This window comes from Acidocella sp. (genome assembly GCF_036489515.1).
Classification (GTDB): domain Bacteria; phylum Pseudomonadota; class Alphaproteobacteria; order Acetobacterales; family Acetobacteraceae; genus Acidocella.
Map to the genome: position 1 here is coordinate 17,407 of NZ_DASXFO010000101.1, position 23,890 is coordinate 41,296.

At 62.8% G+C, this 23,890-nt stretch carries 35 protein-coding genes; 16 read left to right on the forward strand and 19 right to left on the reverse strand.

Going from position 1 to position 23,890, the window contains the following annotated elements:
• Nucleotides 1-86: 86 nt before the first annotated feature.
• From VGG47_RS15385 to VGG47_RS15425, 9 genes are all read right to left on the reverse strand, one after another.
• Complete coding sequence (locus tag VGG47_RS15385) at nucleotides 87-2,174, reverse strand: hypothetical protein (RefSeq protein WP_331540153.1); 2,088 nt, start codon at nucleotides 2,172-2,174, stop codon at nucleotides 87-89.
• Nucleotides 2,167-2,418 (reverse strand): hypothetical protein, encoded by a 252-nt coding sequence (locus tag VGG47_RS15390; RefSeq protein WP_331540155.1) that lies wholly within the window; start codon nucleotides 2,416-2,418, stop codon nucleotides 2,167-2,169. Before VGG47_RS15390 ends, VGG47_RS15385 begins: the two co-directional genes overlap by 8 nt.
• Nucleotides 2,415-4,403 (reverse strand): hypothetical protein, encoded by a 1,989-nt coding sequence (locus VGG47_RS15395; protein ID WP_331540156.1) that lies wholly within the window; start codon nucleotides 4,401-4,403, stop codon nucleotides 2,415-2,417. Before VGG47_RS15395 ends, VGG47_RS15390 begins: the two co-directional genes overlap by 4 nt.
• Before the next feature lie 99 nt (nucleotides 4,404-4,502).
• Nucleotides 4,503-4,724 (reverse strand): KTSC domain-containing protein, encoded by a 222-nt coding sequence (locus VGG47_RS15400; RefSeq protein ID WP_331540158.1) that lies wholly within the window; start codon nucleotides 4,722-4,724, stop codon nucleotides 4,503-4,505.
• A complete protein-coding gene (locus tag VGG47_RS15405) occupies nucleotides 4,721-5,185 on the reverse strand; it encodes a hypothetical protein (protein ID WP_331540160.1) in 465 nt (154 codons plus the stop codon). Before VGG47_RS15405 ends, VGG47_RS15400 begins: the two co-directional genes overlap by 4 nt.
• A 584-nt stretch (nucleotides 5,186-5,769) precedes the next feature.
• The gene (locus tag VGG47_RS15410) at nucleotides 5,770-6,003 is read right to left on the reverse strand and encodes a hypothetical protein (RefSeq protein ID WP_331540162.1); all 234 of its coding nucleotides are present in this window, start codon (nucleotides 6,001-6,003) and stop codon (nucleotides 5,770-5,772) included.
• A gap of 1 nt (nucleotide 6,004) precedes the next feature.
• Nucleotides 6,005-6,442 carry a hypothetical protein gene (locus VGG47_RS15415; RefSeq protein ID WP_331540164.1) on the reverse strand — a complete coding sequence of 146 codons (438 nt, stop codon included), beginning with the start codon at nucleotides 6,440-6,442 and terminating at the stop codon, nucleotides 6,005-6,007.
• A gap of 15 nt (nucleotides 6,443-6,457) precedes the next feature.
• Complete coding sequence (locus VGG47_RS15420) at nucleotides 6,458-6,673, reverse strand: hypothetical protein (RefSeq protein WP_331540166.1); 216 nt, start codon at nucleotides 6,671-6,673, stop codon at nucleotides 6,458-6,460.
• Nucleotides 6,674-6,716: 43 nt separating this feature from the next.
• Nucleotides 6,717-7,040: a hypothetical protein gene (locus VGG47_RS15425; RefSeq protein WP_331540168.1), complete on the reverse strand. Its 324-nt coding sequence runs from the start codon at nucleotides 7,038-7,040 to the stop codon at nucleotides 6,717-6,719.
• Nucleotides 7,041-9,190: 2,150 nt separating this feature from the next.
• On the opposite strand from VGG47_RS15425, the gene VGG47_RS15430 reads away from it, so the two are divergent.
• The 7 genes from VGG47_RS15430 (at nucleotide 9,191) to VGG47_RS15460 (ending at nucleotide 10,922) form a co-directional block, all read left to right on the forward strand.
• Complete coding sequence (locus VGG47_RS15430; protein WP_331540170.1) at nucleotides 9,191-9,430, forward strand: hypothetical protein; 240 nt, start codon at nucleotides 9,191-9,193, stop codon at nucleotides 9,428-9,430.
• Between the two features lie 4 nt (nucleotides 9,431-9,434).
• Nucleotides 9,435-9,746: a hypothetical protein gene (locus VGG47_RS15435; protein WP_331540172.1), complete on the forward strand. Its 312-nt coding sequence runs from the start codon at nucleotides 9,435-9,437 to the stop codon at nucleotides 9,744-9,746.
• 2 nt (nucleotides 9,747-9,748) lie between these two features.
• Nucleotides 9,749-10,111: a hypothetical protein gene (locus tag VGG47_RS15440; protein WP_331540174.1), complete on the forward strand. Its 363-nt coding sequence runs from the start codon at nucleotides 9,749-9,751 to the stop codon at nucleotides 10,109-10,111.
• 2 nt (nucleotides 10,112-10,113) lie between these two features.
• Complete coding sequence (locus VGG47_RS15445) at nucleotides 10,114-10,311, forward strand: hypothetical protein (RefSeq protein WP_331540176.1); 198 nt, start codon at nucleotides 10,114-10,116, stop codon at nucleotides 10,309-10,311.
• Nucleotides 10,308-10,499, forward strand: a complete 192-nt coding sequence (locus VGG47_RS15450; protein ID WP_331540178.1) for a hypothetical protein — start codon at nucleotides 10,308-10,310, stop codon at nucleotides 10,497-10,499. Before VGG47_RS15445 ends, VGG47_RS15450 begins: the two co-directional genes overlap by 4 nt.
• Entirely contained in the window at nucleotides 10,496-10,705 is a 210-nt protein-coding gene (locus VGG47_RS15455; RefSeq protein ID WP_331540180.1) for a hypothetical protein, read from the forward strand. The genes VGG47_RS15450 and VGG47_RS15455 overlap by 4 nt, the downstream gene beginning before the upstream one ends.
• A 76-nt stretch (nucleotides 10,706-10,781) precedes the next feature.
• A complete protein-coding gene (locus VGG47_RS15460) occupies nucleotides 10,782-10,922 on the forward strand; it encodes a hypothetical protein (RefSeq protein ID WP_331540182.1) in 141 nt (46 codons plus the stop codon).
• Here the strand turns inward: VGG47_RS15460 and VGG47_RS15465 are convergent.
• From VGG47_RS15465 to VGG47_RS15485, 5 genes are all read right to left on the reverse strand, one after another.
• Complete coding sequence (locus VGG47_RS15465; RefSeq protein ID WP_331540184.1) at nucleotides 10,919-11,815, reverse strand: AAA family ATPase; 897 nt, start codon at nucleotides 11,813-11,815, stop codon at nucleotides 10,919-10,921. The genes VGG47_RS15460 and VGG47_RS15465 overlap by 4 nt on opposite strands.
• Before the next feature lie 174 nt (nucleotides 11,816-11,989).
• Nucleotides 11,990-12,589, reverse strand: a complete 600-nt coding sequence (locus tag VGG47_RS15470; protein WP_331540186.1) for a hypothetical protein — start codon at nucleotides 12,587-12,589, stop codon at nucleotides 11,990-11,992.
• Nucleotides 12,586-12,882 carry a hypothetical protein gene (locus VGG47_RS15475; RefSeq protein WP_331540188.1) on the reverse strand — a complete coding sequence of 99 codons (297 nt, stop codon included), beginning with the start codon at nucleotides 12,880-12,882 and terminating at the stop codon, nucleotides 12,586-12,588. Before VGG47_RS15475 ends, VGG47_RS15470 begins: the two co-directional genes overlap by 4 nt.
• A gap of 131 nt (nucleotides 12,883-13,013) precedes the next feature.
• Nucleotides 13,014-13,373: a RusA family crossover junction endodeoxyribonuclease gene (locus VGG47_RS15480; protein WP_331540190.1), complete on the reverse strand. Its 360-nt coding sequence runs from the start codon at nucleotides 13,371-13,373 to the stop codon at nucleotides 13,014-13,016.
• Nucleotides 13,370-13,678, reverse strand: coding sequence for a hypothetical protein (locus tag VGG47_RS15485; RefSeq protein WP_331540192.1), 309 nt, complete (start codon nucleotides 13,676-13,678; stop codon nucleotides 13,370-13,372). The genes VGG47_RS15480 and VGG47_RS15485 overlap by 4 nt, the downstream gene beginning before the upstream one ends.
• A gap of 95 nt (nucleotides 13,679-13,773) precedes the next feature.
• On the opposite strand from VGG47_RS15485, the gene VGG47_RS15490 reads away from it, so the two are divergent.
• The 9 genes from VGG47_RS15490 to VGG47_RS15530 all read left to right on the forward strand — a co-directional run bounded on the left by VGG47_RS15490 (nucleotide 13,774) and on the right by VGG47_RS15530 (nucleotide 17,807).
• A complete protein-coding gene (locus VGG47_RS15490; protein ID WP_331540194.1) occupies nucleotides 13,774-13,995 on the forward strand; it encodes a hypothetical protein in 222 nt (73 codons plus the stop codon).
• Nucleotides 13,964-14,761 carry a YqaJ viral recombinase family protein gene (locus VGG47_RS15495; protein WP_331540196.1) on the forward strand — a complete coding sequence of 266 codons (798 nt, stop codon included), beginning with the start codon at nucleotides 13,964-13,966 and terminating at the stop codon, nucleotides 14,759-14,761. Before VGG47_RS15490 ends, VGG47_RS15495 begins: the two co-directional genes overlap by 32 nt.
• A gap of 111 nt (nucleotides 14,762-14,872) precedes the next feature.
• Nucleotides 14,873-15,841, forward strand: a complete 969-nt coding sequence (gene bet / locus VGG47_RS15500) for a phage recombination protein Bet (protein ID WP_331540198.1) — start codon at nucleotides 14,873-14,875, stop codon at nucleotides 15,839-15,841.
• A complete protein-coding gene (locus tag VGG47_RS15505; protein ID WP_331540200.1) occupies nucleotides 15,838-15,981 on the forward strand; it encodes a hypothetical protein in 144 nt (47 codons plus the stop codon). Before bet ends, VGG47_RS15505 begins: the two co-directional genes overlap by 4 nt.
• A complete protein-coding gene (locus VGG47_RS15510; RefSeq protein WP_331540202.1) occupies nucleotides 15,965-16,291 on the forward strand; it encodes a hypothetical protein in 327 nt (108 codons plus the stop codon). The genes VGG47_RS15505 and VGG47_RS15510 overlap by 17 nt, the downstream gene beginning before the upstream one ends.
• Nucleotides 16,291-16,503 (forward strand): hypothetical protein, encoded by a 213-nt coding sequence (locus VGG47_RS15515; protein ID WP_331540204.1) that lies wholly within the window; start codon nucleotides 16,291-16,293, stop codon nucleotides 16,501-16,503. The genes VGG47_RS15510 and VGG47_RS15515 overlap by 1 nt, the downstream gene beginning before the upstream one ends.
• On the forward strand, nucleotides 16,493-16,735 hold the full coding sequence (locus VGG47_RS15520) for a hypothetical protein (RefSeq protein WP_331540206.1): 243 nt from the start codon (nucleotides 16,493-16,495) through the stop codon (nucleotides 16,733-16,735). Before VGG47_RS15515 ends, VGG47_RS15520 begins: the two co-directional genes overlap by 11 nt.
• A complete protein-coding gene (locus VGG47_RS15525) occupies nucleotides 16,732-16,995 on the forward strand; it encodes a hypothetical protein (RefSeq protein ID WP_331540208.1) in 264 nt (87 codons plus the stop codon). The genes VGG47_RS15520 and VGG47_RS15525 overlap by 4 nt, the downstream gene beginning before the upstream one ends.
• On the forward strand, nucleotides 16,992-17,807 hold the full coding sequence (locus VGG47_RS15530; protein ID WP_331540210.1) for a DUF927 domain-containing protein: 816 nt from the start codon (nucleotides 16,992-16,994) through the stop codon (nucleotides 17,805-17,807). Before VGG47_RS15525 ends, VGG47_RS15530 begins: the two co-directional genes overlap by 4 nt.
• Here the strand turns inward: VGG47_RS15530 and VGG47_RS15535 are convergent.
• From VGG47_RS15535 to VGG47_RS15555, 5 genes are all read right to left on the reverse strand, one after another.
• Nucleotides 17,788-18,168: a hypothetical protein gene (locus tag VGG47_RS15535; RefSeq protein ID WP_331540212.1), complete on the reverse strand. Its 381-nt coding sequence runs from the start codon at nucleotides 18,166-18,168 to the stop codon at nucleotides 17,788-17,790. The two genes, VGG47_RS15530 and VGG47_RS15535, sit on opposite strands and share 20 nt — an antisense overlap.
• 120 nt (nucleotides 18,169-18,288) lie before the next feature.
• Nucleotides 18,289-18,492: a hypothetical protein gene (locus VGG47_RS15540; protein ID WP_331540214.1), complete on the reverse strand. Its 204-nt coding sequence runs from the start codon at nucleotides 18,490-18,492 to the stop codon at nucleotides 18,289-18,291.
• 35 nt (nucleotides 18,493-18,527) lie between these two features.
• Entirely contained in the window at nucleotides 18,528-19,844 is a 1,317-nt protein-coding gene (locus VGG47_RS15545) for a hypothetical protein (RefSeq protein WP_331540216.1), read from the reverse strand.
• Nucleotides 19,845-19,849: 5 nt separating this feature from the next.
• Nucleotides 19,850-22,621 (reverse strand): hypothetical protein, encoded by a 2,772-nt coding sequence (locus VGG47_RS15550; protein WP_331540218.1) that lies wholly within the window; start codon nucleotides 22,619-22,621, stop codon nucleotides 19,850-19,852.
• 3 nt (nucleotides 22,622-22,624) lie between these two features.
• Nucleotides 22,625-23,890: hypothetical protein (locus VGG47_RS15555; protein ID WP_331540220.1), on the reverse strand; the 1,266-nt coding region annotated here is incomplete at its 5' end.

Genomic DNA, 23,890 nt, shown 5'->3' on the forward strand with positions numbered 1-23,890 from the left:
GATTCGTGGGACTTTCGGGGTAGGGATCGCGGCCTTCGAGCCGGTACGCTAGTCCGCCTTTGGTAATGACACCTCCCGCTCGAAACCTACATTTTCCTCGGCATCGCGGGCGCACCGGCCCGCACCATTTGATCTGGCGCGATACGGCCCGGCGGCTGCTTTCCCTGGCGCGGCGGCGCGACCTGGCCGCCCGGCTTCGGCGTCCCGGCCACACCCGGCCCGGCGCCGCCCGGGACGCCCGGATTTCCCTTCGGCATGTTGGCGATGGCCTTCATCTGCACGGCGCGCAAGTGCATCTGGATATGGGCGTCGCGCTGCGGTCCCTGCGGCAACTCCATATGCGTCTCGATATGCTTCTGATCGTCGTCGAGCGGATGCGTCAGCACGTCGAAGCCCTGGCTCAACAGATCGTTCTCGCGGCGCGGATCGGTCGCGAGCTGATGTTTCAGGTCGGTCAGGATGCGGCCGGCGAGGCGGGGTCCGAAGATGTTGAGCGCCGCGTGCATCAAAAGCGGCGCCATGTGGAGTTGCAGTCCTTCGAGCTTCTCCGGCGGAATGCCGTTCAGGACGTTCATGAAGCTGATCTGCTGCTGAATTTGCTGGGCGTTTCGCTGCGCCTCGATGCCGAACCAGCGCAATTGCCAGCGCCGGTTCATCTGGATCGGCGGCACCTGCTCCATAATAACGTTCATACCCATCTCGCCGAACGAGCGGATGAGAATATCGTCGTCGCGGAACTGATGATCGTACTCGGCGAAGCGTTGCACCAGCGGCGTCAGGATGCCGCCCTCGATCACCGTCACGGCATCGGACGTGTTGAGCAGGTCCACCTGCTGCTCCTGCGCCACCATGGCCTGGTTCTGCTTCGATTTCTGGCCCTGGCTCGGAATCATGGTCGAGGTCACGGCGAGCGACTGATTGATCATCTGCGTCGCCGCCGCGATCTTCTCCAGCGCCTGCTGTGTGGTATCGGGAAATTTCACAAACTCGGTGCTTCTGGGGTTGGCTTCCCATACCGCCGCCAGGTCCAGCACCATCGAGGCATAGCGCGGGTTCTGCTCCGGGTCGGTCATGACGATCGGCAGCATGGCGAAATGGCCCTGGTCCGCCGCCTCGTTGGCCGTGTCGTTGGCCCAAATCTGCATGTCCATGACGCCTGGCGAGATCAGCGACATGCCCTTGAACAGTCCGGCGACTTTCTCGACGGGCGCCGACAGGATAGGCTGACGGTCGCACCAGAACGGATTGAGCTTGCAGCCCAGCACCACATCGTCGCCGCCATAGTAGGCCCGGCACAGGCGCTGCTTGCCGTCCACCTTGAGCCGGGTCCAGACCTCGTAGCCGAGGCAATATTTGCCGCTCTCGCTGGTCTTGATCCCGGCTGTCTCGGCCTGTTTCTTCGCCGTGTTGGCGCTGCCGGGACCATCCTTCCTGGACATCGACTCCAGCACCGTCTCGCCGGCATCCTCGGTGAAATCGCCGTCGTCGATCATGCGGCGTATTTCCGCCTTGGACCAACGCCGTCGTACCGTGACCGAGCCACCGCGCGCCAGCGCGCGCTCCAGACTGTCCACCGTCACCGGCAGGACTAGGAAGTCGTTGTCGGAGATGACCTCGACGGTCGGCCCATCGTCCGGAATCGTCTCCTCGGTAATCTCCTCGACCTCGCCGAAATCGGGCTGTTCGAGGCCATCGACCTCGACCGGCTTTGTTTCACGTGAAACAACATGCCGCTCGGTCTTGCCCCAATCGACATAAATTGTGTACTGGCCCTCGACATCCCCGTTCGCCATCAGCGCCGGCATGATCTCGGTGCGCAGCTTGGTCTCGGTGACGTAGTGCTCCATCAGGGCAATGATGGCGTTGACGTTATCGGCGTCCTCGGCCACGACATCGACATAGCGCCCGATCGGCGGGAACATCTGGTTGATGAAGCGGGTGCGGCGCGCCTTGATGGCGTTACGCACGATGGGCAGGAACAGCTTGGAATTGCCGTTATAGAACTGCCGCGCGCCCAGCACGCAATTGTAGATGTCCCAAAAGTCGAGATTGTCGTCGGCGCGCTGCTGCTGATCGGTGAAGCCCTTATCCACCTCGGCGAACAGCGTGACCAGCTTTTCCCTGATTTTGGGACGGGTCGAGAGTTCGTCGTCGCGGGCGGTGATCTTAGGCATGGATGATGTAGTACGGCGCGCCGACCATCAAGGCGTTGAACATATCCCGCTCCAGCGTCGCGGCGATCTCGTTCGCGACCGGCCATTTCGATGGCGCCAGCATAGGTATCCAGTTCGTCCCGTTGCACGTTATCAGCGCCACCCTCTCCGAGAAGATCGGCATGATGTTGCCGACGCGCACTATGGCGGGGGCCGCGAGAAGCCCGACGACACGACCGATGAAACCACGACGCGAAAGCATCATCTCCTCCGGGGCAGCGAGGATCGGTAGGGCTGCCCATCTGCCACGGTAGCATAATGAAAGTTGGGGCGCTCGTCATCCGGCTCGCCGGTCTTGAGCAGGCCGGCGAAGGATTCGAGGCCCTCCATCAGCACCCGATAGACTCCTTCCTCGGCGAAATCCGCCAGTAGGCCGCCCTTCAAGATCGCTCGGGCGTAGCCTCCGGCGACGGCGTTGAGGGTCCAACGCGCTTCGCTGGACACCAATAAAGCCGGCATCCCCCGGTGTGTCCGGCGCAAATAACTCCGAATTTCGCCCCGTCCCGAACCAGGCTGCACTCCCCGTCGAACCTCCGAAACAAAGCGGCGAGCCGCCTGGGCAAGTCCGACGTTGTTGTATTGCTCGAAGTGTATGGGGCCCGCAACAAGGCTTGGATTTCTTCCTGCAACAAGTTGAGCCTCCTGGACGATGTCTTTCAAAATAGCGCCCGGGTCGCCTTCGCGCACCCAGTCGGCGAAGATGCGGAGCGAGCCGTCGAGGAGCTGGACCAGCACCGCCGTCGTCATCGCCTGCGTGGCGTTCAAGGCCAGCCAGCACGGCCGGCCGGGCGCGGGCGCCAGTTCCTCGGCGACGTTCTGCGTCGTGAAATCCTCGTAAATCGGCGCGCCGGGCCGCATGCGCAGGGCATAGGCCAAGGCGTTCATGGCGTCGATCCGGCCCGAGGGGAAGTTGGCGAACAGGGCGCGGGCTTCCTGGTTCTCGGTCGCGAAAACGATCTCCCGCGCCATGGCGAAGGGCTGGAGGGCGCGGATGAAGTCGATCTTGCCCTTGGGCGCCTTCTCGGCCCGCACCGGCAGCACGACGCCGCGCCGCACCTGCTCCTGCCGGATCGGCTGCATCAGCCACTCGTTGAGCCCGTCCGCCTCGACGCCCTGATAGACCGGGTGAAACACCTCATGCTCGGCGAACAGCGATTCGACGATCTCGTTCGGCATCAAAGGCCGCTGCCACATGTCCCAGACGGTGAGCTTGTTCGCGATCCAGGACCAGGTCGCCGAGCCGGTATGGGCGGCGTTCGGCCCGACCGTGCGCGCCGGGTCTTTCATCGAGTAGACCGCCTGCCAGGTGTGGATCGTAGGCTCGACCCGGACCATCTCCGGCTTGAAGGGTTTCGACTCGGGCGATTCCGAGTGACACATATAGTCGCTCTCGTACTCCGGCCCGCGCCCCACCGCGTACATCTGGCGCCGCTTCAACTCGATCGTTTCGAGGGGATAGCGGTCGGGCCAGGTGGCGCAGCGCTCGCCCTGCGCGCCCCGATATTCCCAAGGGTAGACCTTGACGACGAATTGCGAGTCGGGCCGTTTCAGCACGTTGGCGATGCACTCGGGATGCATGTCATTTGCCAAGACGCGCACCCGCAGGGTCGGCTCGTCGCCGGACGGCAGCAACTCGTTGAAAAACCATTTCTGGATTTTCTCGCGCGTCTCGGCGGAGCGCACGCTGTCCTGGTCCTCGATGTCGTCGGGCAGGATGAAGTCCGGCCGGAAATCCTCGTTCTTGGTGCCCCGGATCGCCTGGCCCCTTCCCATTGCCGTGATGGTGCAGCCGTTGGTCAGTTCGATCTGGTCGTCGCCCCACGGCCGCGAGCGCATGTCGCCGAAGAGTTCGATAAGGCGGGCGTTCTTCTCGAACTGGCGGCGAATCGAGTGAAGGCGTTCCTGGGCCTTGTCCAGCGAGGCACCGACGATGAGGCCGTGCTTGATCTCGCGGTAGATCGCTTTGATACAAACCCCTTCCTCGGCCAGCGTCGATTTGGCGGAGCCACGGAACGCGATCTCGCACAGATTGCGCATGCCGGGCGCTTCCGAGTGAAAATCGTCGATCATTTCGAGGTGGAAGGGCGCGGTCTTGTTGCGGTGTCGGTGGGCGAACAGAACCGCGTGAGCAAGGCGCCGGTCGCGATAGAGTCTGGCGATCGCCTCGTCGCGCAGGTCACTCGTCATCATCCTCAACGGACTCGCCGTCACCCTCGTAATCGTCCAGCTCAAAGCTATAGCAGAATGGCGTCTCGTCCATATCCTCGACCACGTCGGCGTAATCGGGCATCAGCGCCTTGGCGTTCCGGTGTGCTGCTTTTTGATGTGGCGGTGGAAATACTGGCCTTTCGAGGTCGCGGTCGTGGCGCCTAAATACTTCTCGTGCGGCACATTCTCGTAATCGTAGGACGAGCCATCGGCGAAGTGGATGGTCAGCACGCCGGTCTCGTCGTCATGCTCCCACTGGATGGTGTGGGAACTGCCGGGCGTGTCGTGGACGTGCTTGGTCATGTCGGCAGTGGGTTGCCGTACCCGTCCGTCCCCTCGACCGAGGGGAGCCATGGCTCGGCGTCGATGGCGGCCTGGTAGAGCTGTCGCTGGGTGTAGGCGATATGGCCCTGCTCCATCAGGAGGCAGGCGCAAGCGACGCGCACCAGGAAGTCCCGGCTGATCGGCCAGACCTCGTCACCAATCCGGCAACCCGCCACGTCGGCGATCTTGACGGCATAGGCCGCCGTATCGTTGCCGTCCGCCTCCGGCGCATAGTGATGGGCGAACTTGGCGGGCGAGTTGTAGCCCTCTTTCCACGCGTTCCAGATGTCGAGGAAGCCGGCGCGCAGGCCGTGCTCGATGGTGTCGAAGGTGCAGAACGGGCCGTCCTGGCCGGTCTGGCCCAGCCATTTGAACCGGGGGTTGACCTCAATATCGAACGGGTTGTTGTTGCGCTCGCCGCGCGTCGGTTCGCTCACCATGGCAACCATCATCCTTACTGCAAATCGCGGTCGAATCTCTCTGTTTAGTGGAGCAGACGACAGTGCGCATGTTGCAGCACTTTCTTTCGCTCTTGCAGGATGATCTTCCGGCTCCCGATAGCCCTCTCTGGCTTCGAGTGATTGACGGCGGTCTGTCCTAATTGCTCGGACCAGAGCGACCAGCCGCGCGTCGTCGCGTCTTTGGCGCGACGGATGCGGCTTTCTTTTTTGTGGTCTCATGCGGCCTCGGCGGCGTGCCGAGCATGCGCTTTACTGTGTGCTCTCACGTGCCGGTTCCCTGCCGAACGGCTGGTTGATACGGCTCGGCTGCTCCAGAAGACTTTAATCGCCTTTCACGCGACGACGCCTTAGCCATCGCGCGATAGACGCGGCAAAGCATTGCTCGTTCATTCCAGTCATCGCTAGAGCGCCAGCGGTAATAGACGCGCTCGCCCGCAGCCATCATGAGCGGCGAAATAGGCGGATTTCCTACAGGTATGGGGACACTCAAGGCGCGGTACCTCACCCTTCTTTCCGCAAATATATAATTGCCATCGCAAGCGACAGGAGAAGGAGCCACCGCATCAGGTGGTCGCCTGCTGGTCCTTGGGCCCGTACTTGGTCCACAAATCCTGCATCTGCTGTTGCAGTTGCGGATCGGGCGGCGGAGTTACGACACCGCCCGCCGTGGTGGCGACGGAACCCTCATGGGCCTGGTTCAGGACGTTGATTACCTGCTCGATCCCGCCGACCACGGCGGAGGCGGCCGAGATGATGGTCGGCAGGTTGGTCAGGATGAGAAGGAGGATCGCCGGCATGTCAGTTGCTCGCCGGGGCGGCGGGCGCCACGGAGGGGGGCGTGCTCGCGGATGCGCCGTCCTTCAAGAGGCCGCTAGCCGCCGGTGCCGTCGCCGGGTTGGCCGCGGTCTTGATCTGCGCCTCGATCCCGGCCAGCACCGCCAGCACGGTCGGCGCATCGGCTACCGCCGCATTGCAGGCCTTCTGCACGATGGCGAGGTCGGACTGCGCCGTGTTCGAGGCGCCGCCCTTCAAGATGCCGCTGGCCGCCGCCGAGACGGCGGGCACCGCCGCGCACGCCGCCGCGACATCGGCCGCCAGTTGTGGCCCCGCCGCCGTCACGGTCGAGGCCACGCTTTGCAGAACCGAGCAGCCGACAACGAGAAGGACGGGAGCGGCCACGGCGACGGCCACGGCGACGGCCACGGCGCCAGCCAGAACGAGTTCGCGAATCTTCATGCCGACCCCTTTGGGTTAATCGTTGCCGAACTTGCGCGGGACGAAATACACGAGGCAGGTGACGACGATGGTTTGCGCCGCCGCGCATATCTCCGGCGGCAGCGGCGTTCTGACCACCTGATCGATAATGTAGATCAGCACGATCGCCACCGCGCCACCGAGACCGGCGAAGATCGCCTTGTTGGCCCCCTCGTTCGCGCCGACCGGCGGATTGGGATTGGGCGAAGTCATGCGAGGAAACCCCCTTGGTCCGCCGCGAACCGCGCGACCGTGTTCACGCTTGATCGAGCGGAATGAGATCGGAGCCCGTTGACGGCTCCGCCTTCGGGGGAGAAAGGTTGTATTGAGTGTTTCCCATACCGACGCCGAACTCCTGTCCCGGAGGCAAGCGGACGGTTCCGACCGCGGCATTTTCGAGATGTATCGGCTCGGCATCGGCGCCATGCCCAACATCCCAGACATGCTCCAGGATCGCGTGCGCCGCCGCTACCACCTTGTGTTCCGGCTCGGTATGTCCGAACGGCAGATCGCTCTCATACCCGCGCAAGGCCGTAATCACCTTCGTCCGACCCACCGCCATGAATTCCGCCCGGTCCATTACCTGTCTCCTCACAAGGAAGCCCAAGCCTTACAGCAATTTCCATCGAGGCACAAGAGCGGATTCGGCGGCGATGCAAGGGATAGGCGGGCGCGCCGGACCTTTTCATTTCCGGCAAGGATGAGACCGGACCAGTCCTTCCCGCTTATGGACGCCCAGTAGGTTTTGTAGAATAGCTGCGGTTCGGAAGCCAGAAGAAAGTACCGAGGGCGTGTGGCCAGCTTCCAGCGAGGCACAAGAGACGATTTAATGCCGAACGCGCCGAAAAAACGCCGAAAGGCATCGGCGGAAAGCGCCCGACCTATCGGCGGACTGGCTGGCTGGATTACCAGCTTGATTCATCAAGTAGTCGGGAGAGAGTGCACTTCTCAGAAGTAAAAAGATATATCGGCGAGGTTTTGTCTGTGGCGGACCCCAATGCGCCGCCATCGGTTTAGTCCGAAGCCGCTCCTCGAACGCGGCGAGTTCGGGCGGGTATGCGCTTTTGTTTTCCAAACGGCTCCGCAGTTCTGATGAGGTGGGGAAATAGGCCACTAGAATAGTTTGGCACGGAGGTTTATGCAACGAGCCTGCATCTGACGAGGCCGCACCAGACGAAGGCGATCCTAGCCCGCAGTTTGATTTTGCGACGGCACGCCTAAAACGCCGATGGGACATCCCTAGGCTGAGGATGCCCCATCTTAAACTCGGTATGGGGCCTGCAAATCACCCCACATAGCGCTCCCGCCAGGAGCCCAAAACCCTTACGTGCGGTGCTACGGCATACAGGATATCACCGTGTCCCCGAGTCTGGCGATTATCCCCATAACTCACTGGCGGTAAAAAGTCAATTAACCCCTCGGTTTCCGGCGCCGCCCAGTGCCCTAAAGTTTGTCATCCACTCTCAAGGTCTGACCATGAATTTGTAAAGTGGCCCCAGTTCGGAAGCAAGGGGTAAATTCTCCAGCCCCACCCGTCCCTCCCCAGATTTTCCCCGAACAGCACCCCATCACTCTACCTGCCCGCTAGACTACCTCTCGCGTGCGGCTGATAGACTCTATCTATCAACGCTTAATCCGTACCGTGCTCGCCCGACGCGTCAGCGTCGGAGCAAAGCGAGCGCGGTGCTCTTCGGCACCGCTTGGCACCGAGCAGATTGATAGAAACCATCTATCAATCAACCACTTACGCTTAGTCTACTTGTTTGGTGGGTTAACTAGATTCCGGTTACGAAATTAACTGGAAAGTGGTTAATTCTCTACCCGCCTCTACGCGCACGCACGAGGCTTTGCCGGTTGTCACCTACCAAACATCTCCCCTTCTGTAGGTCTCGCAGCCGTCCCTGACGGGCCGTTGCTCGAGCGGTGCCGCTGGTCGCGGCCTTCTCTCCCCCTCCTAAGGTCCCCCCGGGCATGGCTTCGCCGGGGCGGTTCCTGGACTGTAACACCAGCGGCATTTCGGGTTGGCGTCGTGCGAGCAGCCGGGGCAAGCCCCATTAGGCCCTGGTCGCAGCTACCGATCCGGGCCGGTCGTTTCTTTGCCTGCGCTCGGAGTGCGGTCTTGTCTTCCGCCTGGCCGGCTAACTCGGGGCTGTTTGACGTAAGGCTTGGCGACACCGTGACAACCGGCGCCGCGTAACACGGCTACTGCCTCGGCCGCATGGATGCGGGAAGCAAAACCGGCATACCATCCACCGCGCCGCGTCGCGCGGAACTGGAATCGCGCCACCACTTCCTCGGATGGCCGATCGCGAAGAAAAATGATCCAAGGCTTCGGACTGTCGCGCCATGTCACCACATGGATACGCCGGCGAGGTTGGCGTGCGATCTGCTCGTGGCTCCTGTTGGCAGCCGCTTGCCGGCTGGCGCGCTCCCAGTTCAGCCTCGTCATCGGCCTTGCACCACCATGAAAGGTTTGCTATCTGACATCCACGATCTGCCGCGCGCTACGGTTGATCCAGCGGTCGGGCCGGTTGAGAGTTTGCCCTCTCCCGGCCCGATCCATTTCAGGCTAACTCCCGCAGGCCTCGCCGCGCAAGCCCCATAATGCGGCATAAGTACTGTCTCATATCTTGCCATCCTGTCACAATAATAATGCTTGACACCTCTCCGGCATTGGCTCTATCTTGCCATCGTAAGCCGCGCCTCGGGAGATCAGGGGCTGAGAGTAAGATGACCGACCTAATCGCCGAGTATCAGGCCCTCCGCCACACAGAGGAGAGCCTGTACGATCCCGATAATTTCCCCGGCTCCAAAGCGTGGCTGCGCCACGCCGACGCGCGGCGCGCATGCCGGGAATTTGAGGCAGCGCACCCAGAGGTAATCGCGGCGGTAAAGACCGCGCGGCAAGACCCGGCGTACATGGCCGACCCCTCAAGTCTCTATAATCGCATCCTGCGCGGGGAGGACTAACATCATGACCAACCACCCCAACCGCAGCCGCAAAGCCAAAATGACCGCGCCGCAAACCTACCGTGTTGCCGGCGACTGGATGGAGCGCGGCCAAATCCGCGGTCTGGTGCCGCGCCATATCGACATCGCCATCATTGATGGCCGCGCCTACGACGATGAGGGCTTGGCAATGTTGGGACGCGAGGATGCGCGCCTTGCCATCCTGTCTGATGACGAGATGGAGGGATGGGGCCCTGGCGTTACTTTCTCGCCCGATCCCGGCGAGTTGGACCGCGTGCCTGGTCTGCGCGCCGCGCTTACCAACCTTGGGAGATGACCATGCCAAAGTTCCGAGTGAACCTATACCCGGTCTATCTGACGCAGATCGAGGTTGAGGCGCCGACGCCGCGCGACGCGGAGAACTGGGCGCGCGAGCGGTTCGAGGAGCATGCCTACGGCAACCTCATCTTCGCCGACTCGTTCGAGGAGCCGATCGTTGACCTGCTGGATAACGCAGGCGATTGGCTCCCGGACTATCGTGTCCACCACGACCTCGGCGGCTGGTATATCGTTGAGCCGGGCGAAGAGGAGCCGGAAGACGGCGACAGCCTGGGCTTCGACGGCCGTGAGCATTACGCGACCGAGGCCGACGCCTGGGCAGCTATCACCCAGAGTGCTTCCCTCGCCAGCGTGGAGGCCTAACTATGTTCAAGCTGGAATTCGAGACTGACAATCCGGCGTTCGAGGCACAAGGTGCTTATGAAATCGGGACGGTTTTGACCAATGTAAGGGCAGCAATCGTGCGTAGAATCTATGGGGCCGACGGCAATCTTATTGCTGGGAGTGGCACGATCCGCGACAGTAACGGCCGCACAATCGGCGCGCGGGAGTATCGGCCATGAGCTACCGAGTCGTTTACGGCGAGACAATGCCAGCATGGGAACGAATCTTTCCGACGATGCGTGAGGCCCGATCCTTTGCCAAAAAACATAAGAGTTTCGGCGACATCATTTTTAGCGTCAGGAAAGTTGATCCCTATGAAATCTGGCCGCACTCAATAATGGGCGCAATTGAGGCGGAAGAATCGTGAGTTACGTCGCCCACCTCTCGCCCTACACGCTGGCGCTGTCCGATAGCGGCATCTGGATCGTCGCGGCGACGCATGGCGGCCGCTGGGCGCCCTTGATGCAAACGCGCGACCGTGGTGCCGCGCTGGCCGAGTACAAGCGCCTGCGGGACGCGTGGTGCGCCGAGCAGCCCGAGCCGCAACCGTATACCGCAAGGGGGATGACATGATCGCCCGCTTCTTTCTGCCGTTCCTCGCACTGTTCGGCCTGTTTGCCGTGTTCTGGGCATTCTTGGTGGTGACGCCATGGCCACCGCGCCCGATCCCAAGCTCGCCGAGGCGGCGCAAGGCGTTACGGCGGTATTCCCGAATCAGGTTGGCGCGGACGCCGCGAAGGTGATCCGCGCCCTCGCCCCATCCCAACTATCCGCCAAGACTGGCGACTAAAACGGCGTCTCGAACTCCGGCTCGGGCCAGTTCCGCGCTGGCGCAGCTTCCGCCTCCTCGAACACGCCACCACGCCACTTAAGCTCAACCTTGCCGCCCGAGGCGGCGTAGTTGTTCTTGCGCACCCGCAGCACCCGTTCGTTCGGCTTGTCGTCCGCGTTCTTGGCCGGCATGGTCAGGTACATCATAGACCGCACCTCGTTCCGCCAAGCGCGGTTGCCCGCGATGCCGGAGCCCGAGGCGACGCCCTCGTTCGAGGGGTGAAGGGTGAAGATCACCGCGCCCTGTATCTGGATCGCCAGCCGGCGCAGCATCATGCAATAGGCCGACACTTGCTGGTCGTTGATCTCGTTGCCGCCGAAGGTCTTGCGCGCCGTGTCGAGCACCACGATCTGCGCGCCGAAATCCTTCACCTCGGCGACCAGGTTGTGCCATAGCGCCGTGGGCTGCATCCGCCCATCGAAGCGGTTGCCAAAGGAGCAAAGATAGCTGCCCTGATCGACTCGGCTGGTCAGCATCATGTCGTCGCCCAAATCCGCCATCTCGCAGCCATAGTGCCGGTTGATGTCGGCCTGCCGGATTTGCAGCTCGCCGATCGCATCCTCGCAGAACATGCCGAACACGCGGACCTGGCGGGTGGGGAAGCCGAGCCACGGCTTGCCGCGCGCGATGGCGGTCATGAGCTGCTGCACCAGCAGGGACTTACCGTGCCCGCCGTCGCCCGAGAGCATGGTGACAGTGCCGGTGGCGATGAGCTCGTCCACCATCCACTGTCGGCGCGGAACGGGCTGGCCATGCCACAGCGCCGGGGTGAAGGCCCGCAGCTCGCTGGCGGTGTCCGGCGTGACGGAGCGGAGCGCGGCGCGCCCGGCACCAGGTGGGATGATGGTCATGGCCGTGTGTCCATGCCCAGCGTGACGTATCCCGCGTTCCTCTTCATGGCCTCCCAGAAGCGTAGCCGGCAGTCCGGGCAGCGGTAGCGCGCGCCTCCCTTGGGAGTGTTAACGACGAAGTTGCTTGGCTCGCCAATTACGAAGGTGATTAAACACTTACGACACTTCCAACGATCAGGCGGCGGCTCCTCCGACATCTTCGCTTCCTCCCTCGATCACGATTTTCGGAATCCGCATCGGGCGCTCCAAGAGCCGCCGCAGTTCCATCGCGTGCTCCATGTCCGCCGCCGCGATGATGTGAATGTTGAGCAAGAGCTGTTGCCGCTCGGCCGGGTTATGACTCAAGGGGCAGATGCCGACGCCACCCGAGCGCAGCCACGATAGCGGCGTGTCATGCACGCGCACCGGCTCGGGGTCGAGAAACTGCGGCGGATAGGCGCCAAGCCATGTCGCGTTGCCGATTCGGAAGTACCAGTCGGGCGATTCGGGGCGCCAGGCGAGAATGTCCAGCGGATAACCCTCAAATGGCGCGCGTTCCCATTCCGGCGTTTCGGCCTCAAAGATGAATAGACATGGCGTAACGAACAGCCTGGAATGCCCTTCCGTCGCCCACAGGGCCTCGCCAGACGACAAGTCGGCCATGACCACCCCGATCATGCCCCGCTCGATCATCGCTTCCGGGACGCTGTAATGGGCCAGGATCGCGCGGTCGGATGGGGACAGCGCCTTGCGCGCTTCCGCCATCTCGCCGGCTAGATCGAAGTGATGGCTCACAGGGAGGCGTCGGGCCAGATGTTCGCCTTGATCTTGGCCTCGCGTGCGGAGTCTTTGCGGACTACCGTTCCCGCCTCGGTCGGTCGCCCTTGCGCGGCAAGCCGATCCTCGACCCGCGCGCGTCGCAACTCGTCCGTTATTCGGAGCCGGAAGCGTTGCTGCTCGTCCTCCGGTAACTCATGGAATTGCTTGATGATTGAGCGGGCACGCGGTCCATCGTCGCCGTAGGGCGCAATGGGCTGTTGCTCTAATTGAGCGTAAGGGATTTTGCCGCTGGGGTTTGCCAAGACCATGCCGCCCGTCCTCCACGAGTCTCCCGAGAAAAGACGAGGGCGGCGCCAACAGGGAGGATTGTCGGAGCTAGGCCGCTAAACCTTGCCGCCCTCATCATCACAATGTCACGATCAAGCGCGGCAAACAAGCGCTACTGTGTGGGGATGGTAGTTTCCATCGGCTCGACCGTCACCATGCACCCCTCGACGTCGCCCCAATAGAGATGAATCTCATCGGCAAAGCTGTCGTCCACGATCACGCCCATGTGAACCAGGGCATCGGACACGGCCTTGTAAAAATTGTCGAGATCGCCCCGCGAGCGCTGCACCACCAGCTCGGCGCGGTACGGACCCGCGATTGGGGTCCGTACCTGCCCGACGCGCTGTACCATGATCATCTTGTACGCCTCGGCCCGCCAAGCCTTATAGGCCGGCGTCGGGATGCGCAGGCGGCCCTTGGTCAAAAACAGGTTATTGACGCTCGGCGGGCGCGGCAGGCGGAATGTGCTCACTCCGCCTCGGCGGTTTCCTGCTCGACTTCGAAACCATCGTCGGCGGGCGGCATGTCGTACCAATCGAGGCACTGGCGGATCGTCACCTCGCCGCCCGTGACCTCCTCGATGCGTTTCAGGGTTTTGATGTTTGGCAGCCTAGGCTTGTCGCCGTCATGCTGCTGCCGGACCAGCGGGTCGAGCATCAGGTAGAGCGTGCGGTAGTCGAATTTGTGCAGCCGCGCAAAGGAGTAGACCCGCAGGCGCTTGCCGCTCGGCAGGGCCTGGCGTTCGATCCAAGCCAGTAGAGGATGTTTGGGACGCATGCCGAACCATACCGATTAATTTTCCATCCTACAACAATAATTGTTGACAGGGAGGGGGAGGCTATGGTAATTTCCATCATATCACAGGAGCGGCCATGCTGGATCAATGGTGGAGGGCGCAAATGGTGGGTGAGATCGTGCTGGTGACGCCCGGCGGCAAGACCTTCACGGCATTCGGCGAGCCGTTCAGCGCGGGCGAGGTGGTCGGCGGTTTCATCGTCGATCATGTCGAGGGCCGCACATGCTGGCTGCGCCTGCCGCAAACCAAGTTCGAGGAGGACGCCCATGCAGCTTGGCTTAACCGCAGCCGCTCTTGAGGAGCGACGCAAGGGGATCGGGGGCAGCGATGTGCCCAAGATCGTCGCGGGGGAATGGCATGCGCTGTGGTTGGACAAGACCAAGCGCAGCGAGCCGGAGGACCTGTCCCGCGTCCTACCGGTCCAGCTTGGCAGCGCGACCGAGGCGTTCAACCTCTATTGGTTCGAGCTGATGGGCCACGGCAGCGTGTCGTGCCAGGGCGTACCTCGCATCCACGAGCAGCACAAGTTCCTGCGCTGCACGCTGGACGGCCTAGCGGATTTCCCCGGTGCCAAGGCACGCGTGATTCAGTGCAAGCACGTCAGCGGTCGGCAGCCCTTCGAGGAGGTGATTGCGCGGTATGCGCCGCAGGTCTGCCACGAAATGATCGTGTGCGGCCTCTCGCGCGGCGTCCTCTCGGTGCTGATTGGAACCGACCGGTTCGAGGTCGCGGAACTGGAGCTGGACCCGTTCTACGCCTCGGATTATGTCGAGCGCTGCGCCGAGTTCTGGGGCTACGTCGAGCGCGACGAGCCGCCGCCGCAGGGCGCGCCGCTGCCTGTCCCGCCGCCGGTGGAGAAGTTCCGCACGGTCTCGATGGAGGGCAACAACGCCTTCGCCGATGCGGCGGCGCGGTGGCTCGCCAACAAGGGGCCTGCCGCTGCGTTCGACCTCGCGGTGAGGGACATTAAGGCACTGGTCGAGCCGGACGTGGGGATGGCGACAGGGTATGGGCTGGCGGTGAAGCGCGACAAACGCGGCCTGAGCATCAAGGGGCTGGGATGACGACCGGCATTATGTTGGGGGCGCTAATCGGCGTCTTTTCCGTCATAGCTCTGGATATTGGCGCCATCGTCAGATGTCTGCGTCGCATTGCGGAAGCGTTGGAGAGAAAGAATGGCTGAGGTCAAAACCAAAACGGGCGAGACGATTGACATGACCACGGGCGAGATTCTGCCGGGGCATGCGCTGGCGACGTTCAATCCGACCGCCGAGCAGGTCAAGCTGATCAAGGAAACGATCTGCCGTGGCGCCTCGCAGCAGGAACTGGAACTATTCCTCTACCAGTGCAAGCGCACCGGCCTCGACCCGCTGGCCCGCCAAGCTTACGCGGTGAAACGGTGGGACTCGGCGCTGGGTCGCGAGGCTATGACGATCCAGACCGGCATCGACGGCTTCCGTCTCATTGCCGAGCGGTCGGGCAAGTATGCAGGGCAGGTTGGCCCGGACTGGTGTGGCGATGATGGCATGTGGGGCGATGTGTGGTTGGCGAAGGAGCCGCCGGCCGCCGCGCGCGTTGGCGTGCTGCGGGTTGATTTCCGTGAGCCGCTCTATGCCGTTGCCCGGTTCTCGACCTACGCGCAGAAGAAGAAGGACGGCGGCCTGACCTCGTTTTGGTCCAAGATGCCGGACCTGATGATCTCGAAGGTGGCGGAGGCGCTGGCGCTGCGGCGGGCATTCCCGCAGGAACTGTCTGGCCTCTACACCAGCGACGAGATGGACCAAGCCAGTAATGGTGCGGAGGACGCGTCGGCGGCCGCGCGCAATGTGGCGCCCCTCCCTTCGGCAGCGCCCACAGCTCCAGTATCGCCTCCGGCTGGCGCCGCGCCGACTTCTACTTCCGCTGGCGATAAGCACCCACGCTATGCCGAGGCGGCGAAGGCATACGAGACGATCAAAGGCATGCTCGCCATGGCGCCGACGCTGGCCGCGCTCAGCAATACCATCGCGGACCATGGTGAGGAGTTGGCGCTGATCAAGGACGTGAAGGCGGACAGATATGACAAGCTGATGGAGATGGCGACGAAGCGCGAGGCCATGCTGCAAGAGGAAGCGCCCGAGTTCGAGCGGGAGATCGTGCCGTGACTTGGGAGCGTGTCATGCTCATCGGCTGCGTCATCTGCATCATCGCGGCGATGATCAGAATTGCGACCTATCGCAAGGAAATCGACGACCTGAAGTGGCAGAACAATTTCCTGCGGAACGACCGTGGCCGCGATCGATGATTTCCTGGCCGAATACGGAGCGGCGCTCCACGAGCAAGCCAAGCTCGTCGTCGAGGCCGAGCATCAGGAGCATATGCGCAAGGTCGTGCTGGCCGAGGTCGCGGTCGAGATCGGCGGTGCCGTTGCGTCGGCTGAGAACCGCGCTAGGGCCAGCGAGCGCTACCAGCAGCAGCTTGAGGTGATGCGCGCCGCACGCGCCGCTGCCGAGACAGCGCGGGCTAAGGTTACGCACCTTGCGGCGCGGCTTGAAGTGTGGCGCACGAAGTCAGCCGATCAGCGCGAGAAGCTGAAACATCAAGGAGGATACTGATGCGCGAAATTCACGGCATTGCTGACGCAAAGAGAGTGATGATGGTTGGTCAGACAGACGATACCGCTGTGACAGTCAGCGACGGAGCCAACGTCATTTTTCTGTCCATTCCGGCGGAGAAGACGGTCGGCTTAACACCGGAACAGGCCAGATTTATTGCGAAGCAATTGATCGAGGCGGCGTGTCGGAAAGACCCGAAAAATGTCAGATGAGAAGCCGATCACTGGCTATGCCCGCGTGACGACGGCGCGCGGGCTCGTGGTGGACGTGCAGCTTATCTCCCCCTTCCTCATGTGGTGGAAGGAGATGCGCGCGGACGGTGGCATTATCCTGGTGCAAGGCGCGGTGCCGTTTCACGCCATCGACACGATCCAGTTTTCGCAGACGCCGTTTCCGCCGATTCAGCAATCTATCGGCGGCATGGCCCCACAGGGTAGCGCATGATGACCGAGGAAGAAGCGAAAACCAAATGGTGCCCGGATGTGCGCTTGCGCAGCGCCGGCGAATTTCCCGCATACAATCGCGTCCAGGATTTGGGCGCACCCTTTCCGCATGCTCTATTCCCGAATGCCGCATCCTGCATCGGCTCGGCCTGCATGGCATGGCGTGCAACCGACAATGCCAAGCAAAAATCGCTGCCAGATGGTGCATCGCCGCCGGTTTTCGTGGCTGCTGGCTATTGCGGCCGCGCAGGTAAGCCATGATTCTCACTGACCTCATCGGCAAGGACCTGCCGCCCGATCCGTGCGGCACTCAAGGCACGCTCACGGTTTGGTCAGAGCGGGCCAATATGCTCTTTGCCCTCGGCTGCGAGGCGCAAGCATTCACCCTCCTCGCCAGCTTCGCGTCGCCCCTCATGTCGCTGATCGAGACCAAGGAGGGCGGCGCGGCGCTCTCGATCCATGGCGGCAAACATGCCGGTAAGAGCGTGGCGCTGGCGGCCGCGGCGAGCGTGTGGGGTGGTGGACCTATCCAACCGCCACCGTTGTCTCTGGGTCCTGTCATCCTCAACCGCCTTGCTAACCGCGATCCGGTCGGCATCAAGGCTCTGATCGAGGCGTCGGTGACAGCGCCCGACCGACCCATCCTGATTTCCGCCAGCGGCGCGCGGCTTCCGCTCGATCCAGGCGAGTTGTTCGGCATCGATGTCGAGGTCAAGGTGCCCAAGGCGCTGATCGCGCCCAAGGATGGCGACCGCATCGAAGGGCACCTGCTGGCGAACCGGGGCCATGCGGGCAACACCTACCTGCGCTACATAACGCGGCCAGAGAATGCAGCCTGGATCAAACGCCGCCTCGCCGGCGCCATAGCGGGTATCCGGGACGATCTGACGGCCGCTCATGCGAAAGACGACACGATAACCATGGGCGAGCTTTTCCAGATTGAGCGCTGGCGCTACGGTATCCGCCTGATCGCGGCCTGCTGGGTGGCGGGCATCGTGGCCGTGGAGCTTGGGCTGATCGAGGCTGACCCGGAGCGCATCGCACGCTGGGCTATCAAGGAGGGGCTGGAATGAGACCGACAAACACCATAAGACACCACGCCATTCTCAAGATGTACCAGGACGGGGTTGGCGTTAAAGAAATAGGGCGCGTCGCGAATGCCTCAAATGACATGTCCAAAACGTATTCGGTCTTGGTGCCATAGACCAATGACACATGCTCACCTAGAGCACGCGCGACACCATCAAACGCCGCGCGCAAGGAAGCATTACCGACATAAAATCCCCGGAAATCGTTGGTGGTAAAGACATGCGTGTTCGCGCCCACAACCTTGTAGACAAGCGATACCTTGGAAGGAGGATTCTGTCGGACTTTTTCCTTCGCCATGTCCTTCTCCACTGACTTTCGAACTCCTATTGGTTTGGAACGTTCCATAGCCAATCCCCCCGAATTTCCCGTTGGGGGTCGCCCAACAGTTTATTAGTTTAGCGCCTTGAATAAGGCAAAAGAAGGCGCGTAAATACGGCATACCGCGTCGGCAGGTATGGGCTAAGTCTACGCGCCCCCTCCCATCGCCGCGAGAATCTCCCCCATCCGATCCTTCCCGCCGCCCTTGAGCATGGCCGGGTTCACTCGACCGTAGAGCGACAAGAACTGCTGCGCGGTCTGCTGCTGCAACACGATGAGGCGCAGATAGTCCTTGGTCGTGAGCGGATCGAACTTGAGGGCGAGGAACTCCAGCGTGCGCTCGGCCGCCAATTGCGCGCCTCGCCGGAACTGCTCCGGCGAGAGGTCTAGTAGGTCAAGTCCGTCGCGTAACCGTGTCTCTGAATCTCCGGCAACTGGCGGCTCAGGCGCTGACCGATATCGATCCGCCAACTCGGGTTCGCCGGCATCTCGATCCGGTCCAATGCTGCGTAGGCCGCGCGTCGGGCGCCCCTGACGGAATCGCCCAAACCCGTTGCCACCAGGACGTAATCCCCCGCCGTTACCAGGCACGGCGCCGTCACCACCTTGCCCCCCGCGTTCTGCGGCGCTTCCCCCATCATCACCTCCAGCGGCGCCACCCGCTCCAGCAAGGAGGGCGTCAAGCCGTAGATCGGTATCCCCGTCACGTCCTTCTGGAGGGCGTGGCTGTACGGGTAGGGCGGCAGGGTCGCCACCGCTCCGCAGGCGATCTTGTTCAGCAGCAAGTCTTGCGGCCTCGCGTCGCGCCCTTCTGAGAGGCATGCCAGCCATTCGACCATATCTCCTTGGTGCAGCACCCGCTGGATCGAGAGGGTTGGATACCCGAACCGCATAGTGAATTCCAGGGGCCACGGCTGGCCCTTGTCGTCGATGATGCAGTTGACATCGACATAGCCGCAATAGCCGGTCTTTTCCAGCGCGGCCGCAAGCGGCTTCAATACCTTATCGGCCAGCTTGGACTTCTTGACGTAGCGCAGCACGGTGCCCTGCTCGCCGGTCGCTACGCCGAGATCGCCCGCAAACATCTTCTTGAACTCGAAGTTTTCCGCCCAGCCGGCGCTGAACCCGCCAGGGCCGAACCAACCGCCGACCGCCATCTCGCAGCCCGCAACCTTCTCCTGCAAGATGAACGAGCCCTTGTGTCGCTGGTTTTTCTTCCACCGCTCCAGCATGAGCACGAGATCGGCCGGCGACTTCGCGACATAGGACAGCGACTTGTCCGGCTCGTCGCCGCACGGTTTCGAGACGAAGGCCCGATCCTCGCGCTTCACATAGGCGATGGCCGAATCGTAGTCGTTGAACTCGCGGTAGGCCGGGATGGCGATGTCGTGCTTCTGAAAGACCTTCATGCCGAGGGTGCGATTCAACTCCCAATCCGCCGAGTCGCGGGTGGCGCCGACGATGCGGGACTTGGGGTTATCGCGCCGCCACGCATCCGTCTCGCGCAGGAAGTTGGTATTGCTGGTCAGGACGATAAGATCGGCCCAGCGCGTCCAGTCCCGCCAATCTGCCACGCGCTTAACCATCCCCTCGCCGATGCGCTTGTTGCGCTCGGTCGGTCGGACGTACCACCGCACCTCCTGGCCCGATTGCTGCGCGCGCCAGACGAAATCGACCTCGGGGCGGTCGTCGTCAATGACCAAGACCCTCACTGGCGCGCATCCATTTTGTGTTTCAGTTTGACCTTGCGCGAGATCACTTTGCGATCATAGCCGGCGGCGCGCTCCGGCTCGCGGATCGCGTAGGGTGCCTGCCGGATGCCGAAAAACTGCTCTGGCCCGCTGACCTTGCTGTTCTGCATGCCGGTCTGCGGCTTGACCGAGATGGGCGAGAATTGGTCCATCAGGTAGCGGCCATAGTCCTTGATGCCCTGCACCGGCTGGCCCTGGCGCGTATCCGTGATCGCGGCGCCGTTCCATTGCTGATTGTTCATCATGTTGTAGACCGTTGACCACAGAGGGTGAATCTTGTTGATCGCGGTCTGCTCCGGCTGCTTCGCCCACTCGACCGCATCCTTCAAATACCCCGGCATCGAGACGCGCTCGGGTCCGCCCTGTGCATCCTTGCCGCCGGTCTGCGGAAAGAAATAATCTTTGAACTCCTGCGGGCCTTTGCCCGTCTTGATATACTGATAGAGTGCCCCCATCATCGCCGTCATGATTGGCATCGCCACCACGTAGGCCGCGCGGTCGGTCAACTGCTTGCTGCCGCCAGGACTTTCCGCCCGGCCCTTGATAGGGGTCTTAGCAAGATCGGCGGCGCCCCCACCAAGTTCGCGCAGCGTGCCGAGATTCCAGCCGAGGGATCGCACCGCGACATGCCCAATGTCCTTCATGGTGCGGTTCCAGAACATATTGTCGTAAGCCAATTGGCCGAGGCGGTTATCGACCGAATCCCAGATGCGGCCCGCGACCTGGCGCAATTGCTTTTGGCTCATCGCCGGATTGACGCGCAGCTCGTCGCTCATCAGATCGTAGAACACTCCGAGCTTCATCTTCGGAACGAAATCCTCCATCAGCGGCGCCATGATCGTGTCCATGACGCGCGGTACCAACTCGGCAGCGGCGCGCACTTGGCCCGGCGCGATCTGCATGCCGCCGACCTTGATGGGCGCGGCGTTGCGGAACATCTCGCTCAAATCTTGCCCGAGGGTCTGGCGACCGCTCGATTTCATCAGCGAGCCACGAAACGCCTGCCAGAACGATCCTGCCGGCGAGCCGCGATAGAAGCTGTCCATTTTCGCCCGTCCGCCGCCCGCAACCAACGCGTTGACGATCTTCTCCATCTCGGGGCCATAGGTGCCGCGCCCGAGATACTGGTTCAGCACCTTGCGACCTGTCAGGTAATTCTCGACCGGCGCCGAGGATTGGCGCCCGAGGAGATTACCCAGGCCGCGCACGATTTCCCCCGGCTCGCCGCGACTGATCTGCTTGACGCCCTTGGCGACGCGTGAGGTGGCGGCATCCGCCATGACAAACAGGGCGTGGAAGCCGGAAAGGCCAAGCTGGGCCGAGTTCATCATATTGCCAGCCGAGCGAATCGTGTCGTAAATCGGTTGGCCGGAAAGACCGGACGATAGGGCGCGGTTGACAATGGTGGCCGCCGGCTCAGGCGCGTAGTAGTGGGCGTTACCGCCCCGCGCGATCTTGTCGTCGAGCGGTATCCAGCCCGGCGGCGGCCGTTCGTTGTGCGGCACCTGCACGGCCAGTCCCTCGTCCTTCATTTCGTCGAACACATCGCGGGCGGTGATGAAGCGGTCCATCTGGTGAAGCTGCATCAGCGACATCTCGATAGGGTTGTCCGTCACCGGCTTGAGGCCGTGCGCGATGCCCTCGGCGACCGTCGAGAAGGTGCGCTCCTTGGTGAATTTTTTGCCGCCCTCCAGCGACCGTCCACCATAGTATTTGGCAAACTCATTGGCGGCGGCGCGCGGGTCTTGCCAGAGATGCGGCAGGTAGTCCTGCACATAGGCCGGGGCGATCCCCATCTCGTCCATCTTGTGCCAGCGGTCATCAAACAGCTTGCGAATTTCGCCAGCCAGCGAGCCGAGCTTGGTGCCCTCGAACGGTCCCATCTTGCCGGTCTCGATGGCGTCCATGTAGGCCAGCCGGGCCGGCTGGGATAGCTTACCAACCTCGGCGCCGAAGCCGCGCAGGTTCTCCGCAGCCTGCTGAAAGTTCTGCTCGCGCTTCGCCAGCCCCTCGCGCATCATGCCAGCGGTGGCTTCTCCCGCCTCGCCGCGCTTGCCGGGTGAGAAGATATGCCGGAAATCGTCCGCGACACCTGACGGCGGGATCGTGGTATCGGCTTGGCGTCGGACTTCCTCAATCTGCTCAGGCTTCATTTCGGCTGCCATGGCGCGCGACGGCACGTCCTGCGGGGCGGCGACCTTGGAGGGCGCAGAGACGACAGGCTTGGCAGGCGGCGCCTCCGGGGCCGCAGGAGGGGCGCCAGAGGGCGTCTCGGGCTTGGGGAGTACTGGCGTAGCCTCTGGCGCGGAAGGGCCTCCTGGCGGCTTCCTGGGGCCTCCCAGGGCATCCATGGCTTTGCCGGGCGCCTGTGTGCCCATGGCTAAGTTGAGGGCCTTGTCCAGCGAGGCGCGATATTCCGGGCTTTTCGGATCGAGATGGCGCGCGGCCCAGGTCCGCACCCCGGCCATGGTATTCAGTTCCTTGGGATCGGCGCCGAACTCCTTGGCCGTCTGCTCGCGGTCCTCTTTGCCGAGGCCCTTGTACCAGTCCCACATCTCGCTTGCCGTGCGAGAGACGAGGCCGGGCTTTTGCGGTGCTGTTGATGCGAATTTCTGCCATGGCCCGACAGATGGCATAGTCGTTGGCGTGACGGTATTAGGAGAAAACTTCTCCCACGGCTTCGGCGCCGTGTCCTGCTGCTGGTAATTTGTCCACGGTCCATCGGGCATTCATCACTGGACCTTTTCCCAGGAAGCTTGATTACCCGGATCACCGCCCTTGAAGCGATAGCCGTCCACCACGTCGCCCGGCTTGGGCTGACCGGAGGTAACGCCCGGCTGCTCCGGCAGCGCGTCCCGCGCCGCTCCACCGCCCTCGTCCCCATAGCCGGTGTCCGGCTTGAACGACTGCGCTGCCTGCGCGGCCGGCGGCAGGAACGGGTTCTTGGTGCGCGTCGCCGTCATGCGCGACACGATGGCGTCGCGCTGCACGCGCAATTTGCCGATTTCAGGATCGTCAGGCGCGTTCTGTTGCAAGCTGTTGAGCTGCGAGACGATGGCGGATAGCTGTCGAGCATCCAGATTGTACTGACCGAGCGCCTCCTTCTGAGTCTGACTCTTGGCCTGGCGGTCGGCCTGCGACCACAGCCGCTTGTCCTCGCGCAGGTTCTTGCCCGCCTCCCCGGCATCGAAGCGGCGGGTGCGTCCCGCCTCGACATTGGAGGCGGTATCGGCCCGCTTATCGGCGATGGTGATGTTGGTGGCGTTCCGGCTCCCGGCGACCGAGAGAGCGATGTCGCCCTTGAGCTTGGCAATATCCTCGGCCGATTTGATCCGCGCGTCACCCAGCGCCTGCTGGACGCCCAGCCGATCCGACTGCGCGGCCATTTTCATCTCGCCCAGCGTCTGCTGCATCAAGAGCCGGTCCTGCGGCGCCATCAAGGGCTGAGCCTGCGCCAGGGCGGCAAACAGCGTGCGATTGTCGATCCCCGGATTGCGCTGCCGGATGCGGTCGGCAAGCTGGTCGATGGTCATGAACCCGCCTTGGGGTGCGCCGCCCGGGGCCATGCCGCCGCCGTTCACCCCAGGAGCAGACATGGCTTGTCCGGGCGGCGCACCTGGTTGCCCCATGGGCGCGCTGCCACGAGGAGGCGGCGCTGGAGGCATTCCTTGTTGCGGCGGAGGAGGGGCTGGCTGGCTTGCCTGACCCGGCGGAGGCGGCAGCGGGCCTTGCTGCGGCATGCCCTGCGGCGGTCCAGGTTGCCCGCCAAAGGCCGAGCCGGCAGCACCCTGCGCCTGCAACTGCTGCTCGATTTGCGCGAGTTCCTGCTTGGCCCTCTGGACCTGCAACCATTTCAACTGGCTGTCCGGAAGCGCGCCCGCGAAGCCGCTGCCGATCTGGCCGAGAGAGGCGAGACCGCCAGCCATTAGACTGCGGGCCGATAGATCGCCGCGATATGGCGGCTGAGCGGCAGGGGAATCTTGGCGATCAGCGCGCTC

What these genes read in the sequence shown, in the direction of transcription:
- VGG47_RS15385 (WP_331540153.1), bottom strand. Translation starts at nt 2,174, where the DNA reads ATGCCTAAGATCACCGCCCGCGACGACGAACTCTCGACCCGTCCCAAA.
- VGG47_RS15490 (WP_331540194.1), top strand. Translation starts at nt 13,774, where the DNA reads ATGCTGGATCAATGGTGGAGGGCGCAAATGGTGGGTGAGATCGTGCTG.
- VGG47_RS15525 (WP_331540208.1), top strand. Translation starts at nt 16,732, where the DNA reads ATGATGACCGAGGAAGAAGCGAAAACCAAATGGTGCCCGGATGTGCGC.
- VGG47_RS15415 (WP_331540164.1), bottom strand. Translation starts at nt 6,442, where the DNA reads ATGAAGATTCGCGAACTCGTTCTGGCTGGCGCCGTGGCCGTCGCCGTG.
- VGG47_RS15465 (WP_331540184.1), bottom strand. Translation starts at nt 11,815, where the DNA reads ATGACCATCATCCCACCTGGTGCCGGGCGCGCCGCGCTCCGCTCCGTC.
- VGG47_RS15395 (WP_331540156.1), bottom strand. Translation starts at nt 4,403, where the DNA reads ATGATGACGAGTGACCTGCGCGACGAGGCGATCGCCAGACTCTATCGC.
- bet (WP_331540198.1), top strand. Translation starts at nt 14,873, where the DNA reads ATGGCTGAGGTCAAAACCAAAACGGGCGAGACGATTGACATGACCACG.
- VGG47_RS15520 (WP_331540206.1), top strand. Translation starts at nt 16,493, where the DNA reads ATGTCAGATGAGAAGCCGATCACTGGCTATGCCCGCGTGACGACGGCG.
- VGG47_RS15550 (WP_331540218.1), bottom strand. Translation starts at nt 22,621, where the DNA reads ATGCCCGATGGACCGTGGACAAATTACCAGCAGCAGGACACGGCGCCG.
- VGG47_RS15390 (WP_331540155.1), bottom strand. Translation starts at nt 2,418, where the DNA reads ATGATGCTTTCGCGTCGTGGTTTCATCGGTCGTGTCGTCGGGCTTCTC.
- VGG47_RS15435 (WP_331540172.1), top strand. Translation starts at nt 9,435, where the DNA reads ATGACCAACCACCCCAACCGCAGCCGCAAAGCCAAAATGACCGCGCCG.
- VGG47_RS15495 (WP_331540196.1), top strand. Translation starts at nt 13,964, where the DNA reads ATGCAGCTTGGCTTAACCGCAGCCGCTCTTGAGGAGCGACGCAAGGGG.
- VGG47_RS15400 (WP_331540158.1), bottom strand. Translation starts at nt 4,724, where the DNA reads ATGACCAAGCACGTCCACGACACGCCCGGCAGTTCCCACACCATCCAG.
- VGG47_RS15405 (WP_331540160.1), bottom strand. Translation starts at nt 5,185, where the DNA reads ATGGTGAGCGAACCGACGCGCGGCGAGCGCAACAACAACCCGTTCGAT.
- VGG47_RS15460 (WP_331540182.1), top strand. Translation starts at nt 10,782, where the DNA reads ATGGCCACCGCGCCCGATCCCAAGCTCGCCGAGGCGGCGCAAGGCGTT.
- VGG47_RS15430 (WP_331540170.1), top strand. Translation starts at nt 9,191, where the DNA reads ATGACCGACCTAATCGCCGAGTATCAGGCCCTCCGCCACACAGAGGAG.
- VGG47_RS15410 (WP_331540162.1), bottom strand. Translation starts at nt 6,003, where the DNA reads ATGCCGGCGATCCTCCTTCTCATCCTGACCAACCTGCCGACCATCATC.
- VGG47_RS15530 (WP_331540210.1), top strand. Translation starts at nt 16,992, where the DNA reads ATGATTCTCACTGACCTCATCGGCAAGGACCTGCCGCCCGATCCGTGC.
- VGG47_RS15485 (WP_331540192.1), bottom strand. Translation starts at nt 13,678, where the DNA reads ATGCGTCCCAAACATCCTCTACTGGCTTGGATCGAACGCCAGGCCCTG.
- VGG47_RS15450 (WP_331540178.1), top strand. Translation starts at nt 10,308, where the DNA reads ATGAGCTACCGAGTCGTTTACGGCGAGACAATGCCAGCATGGGAACGA.
- VGG47_RS15515 (WP_331540204.1), top strand. Translation starts at nt 16,291, where the DNA reads ATGCGCGAAATTCACGGCATTGCTGACGCAAAGAGAGTGATGATGGTT.
- VGG47_RS15425 (WP_331540168.1), bottom strand. Translation starts at nt 7,040, where the DNA reads ATGGACCGGGCGGAATTCATGGCGGTGGGTCGGACGAAGGTGATTACG.
- VGG47_RS15420 (WP_331540166.1), bottom strand. Translation starts at nt 6,673, where the DNA reads ATGACTTCGCCCAATCCCAATCCGCCGGTCGGCGCGAACGAGGGGGCC.
- VGG47_RS15475 (WP_331540188.1), bottom strand. Translation starts at nt 12,882, where the DNA reads ATGGTCTTGGCAAACCCCAGCGGCAAAATCCCTTACGCTCAATTAGAG.
- VGG47_RS15445 (WP_331540176.1), top strand. Translation starts at nt 10,114, where the DNA reads ATGTTCAAGCTGGAATTCGAGACTGACAATCCGGCGTTCGAGGCACAA.
- VGG47_RS15535 (WP_331540212.1), bottom strand. Translation starts at nt 18,168, where the DNA reads ATGGAACGTTCCAAACCAATAGGAGTTCGAAAGTCAGTGGAGAAGGAC.
- VGG47_RS15440 (WP_331540174.1), top strand. Translation starts at nt 9,749, where the DNA reads ATGCCAAAGTTCCGAGTGAACCTATACCCGGTCTATCTGACGCAGATC.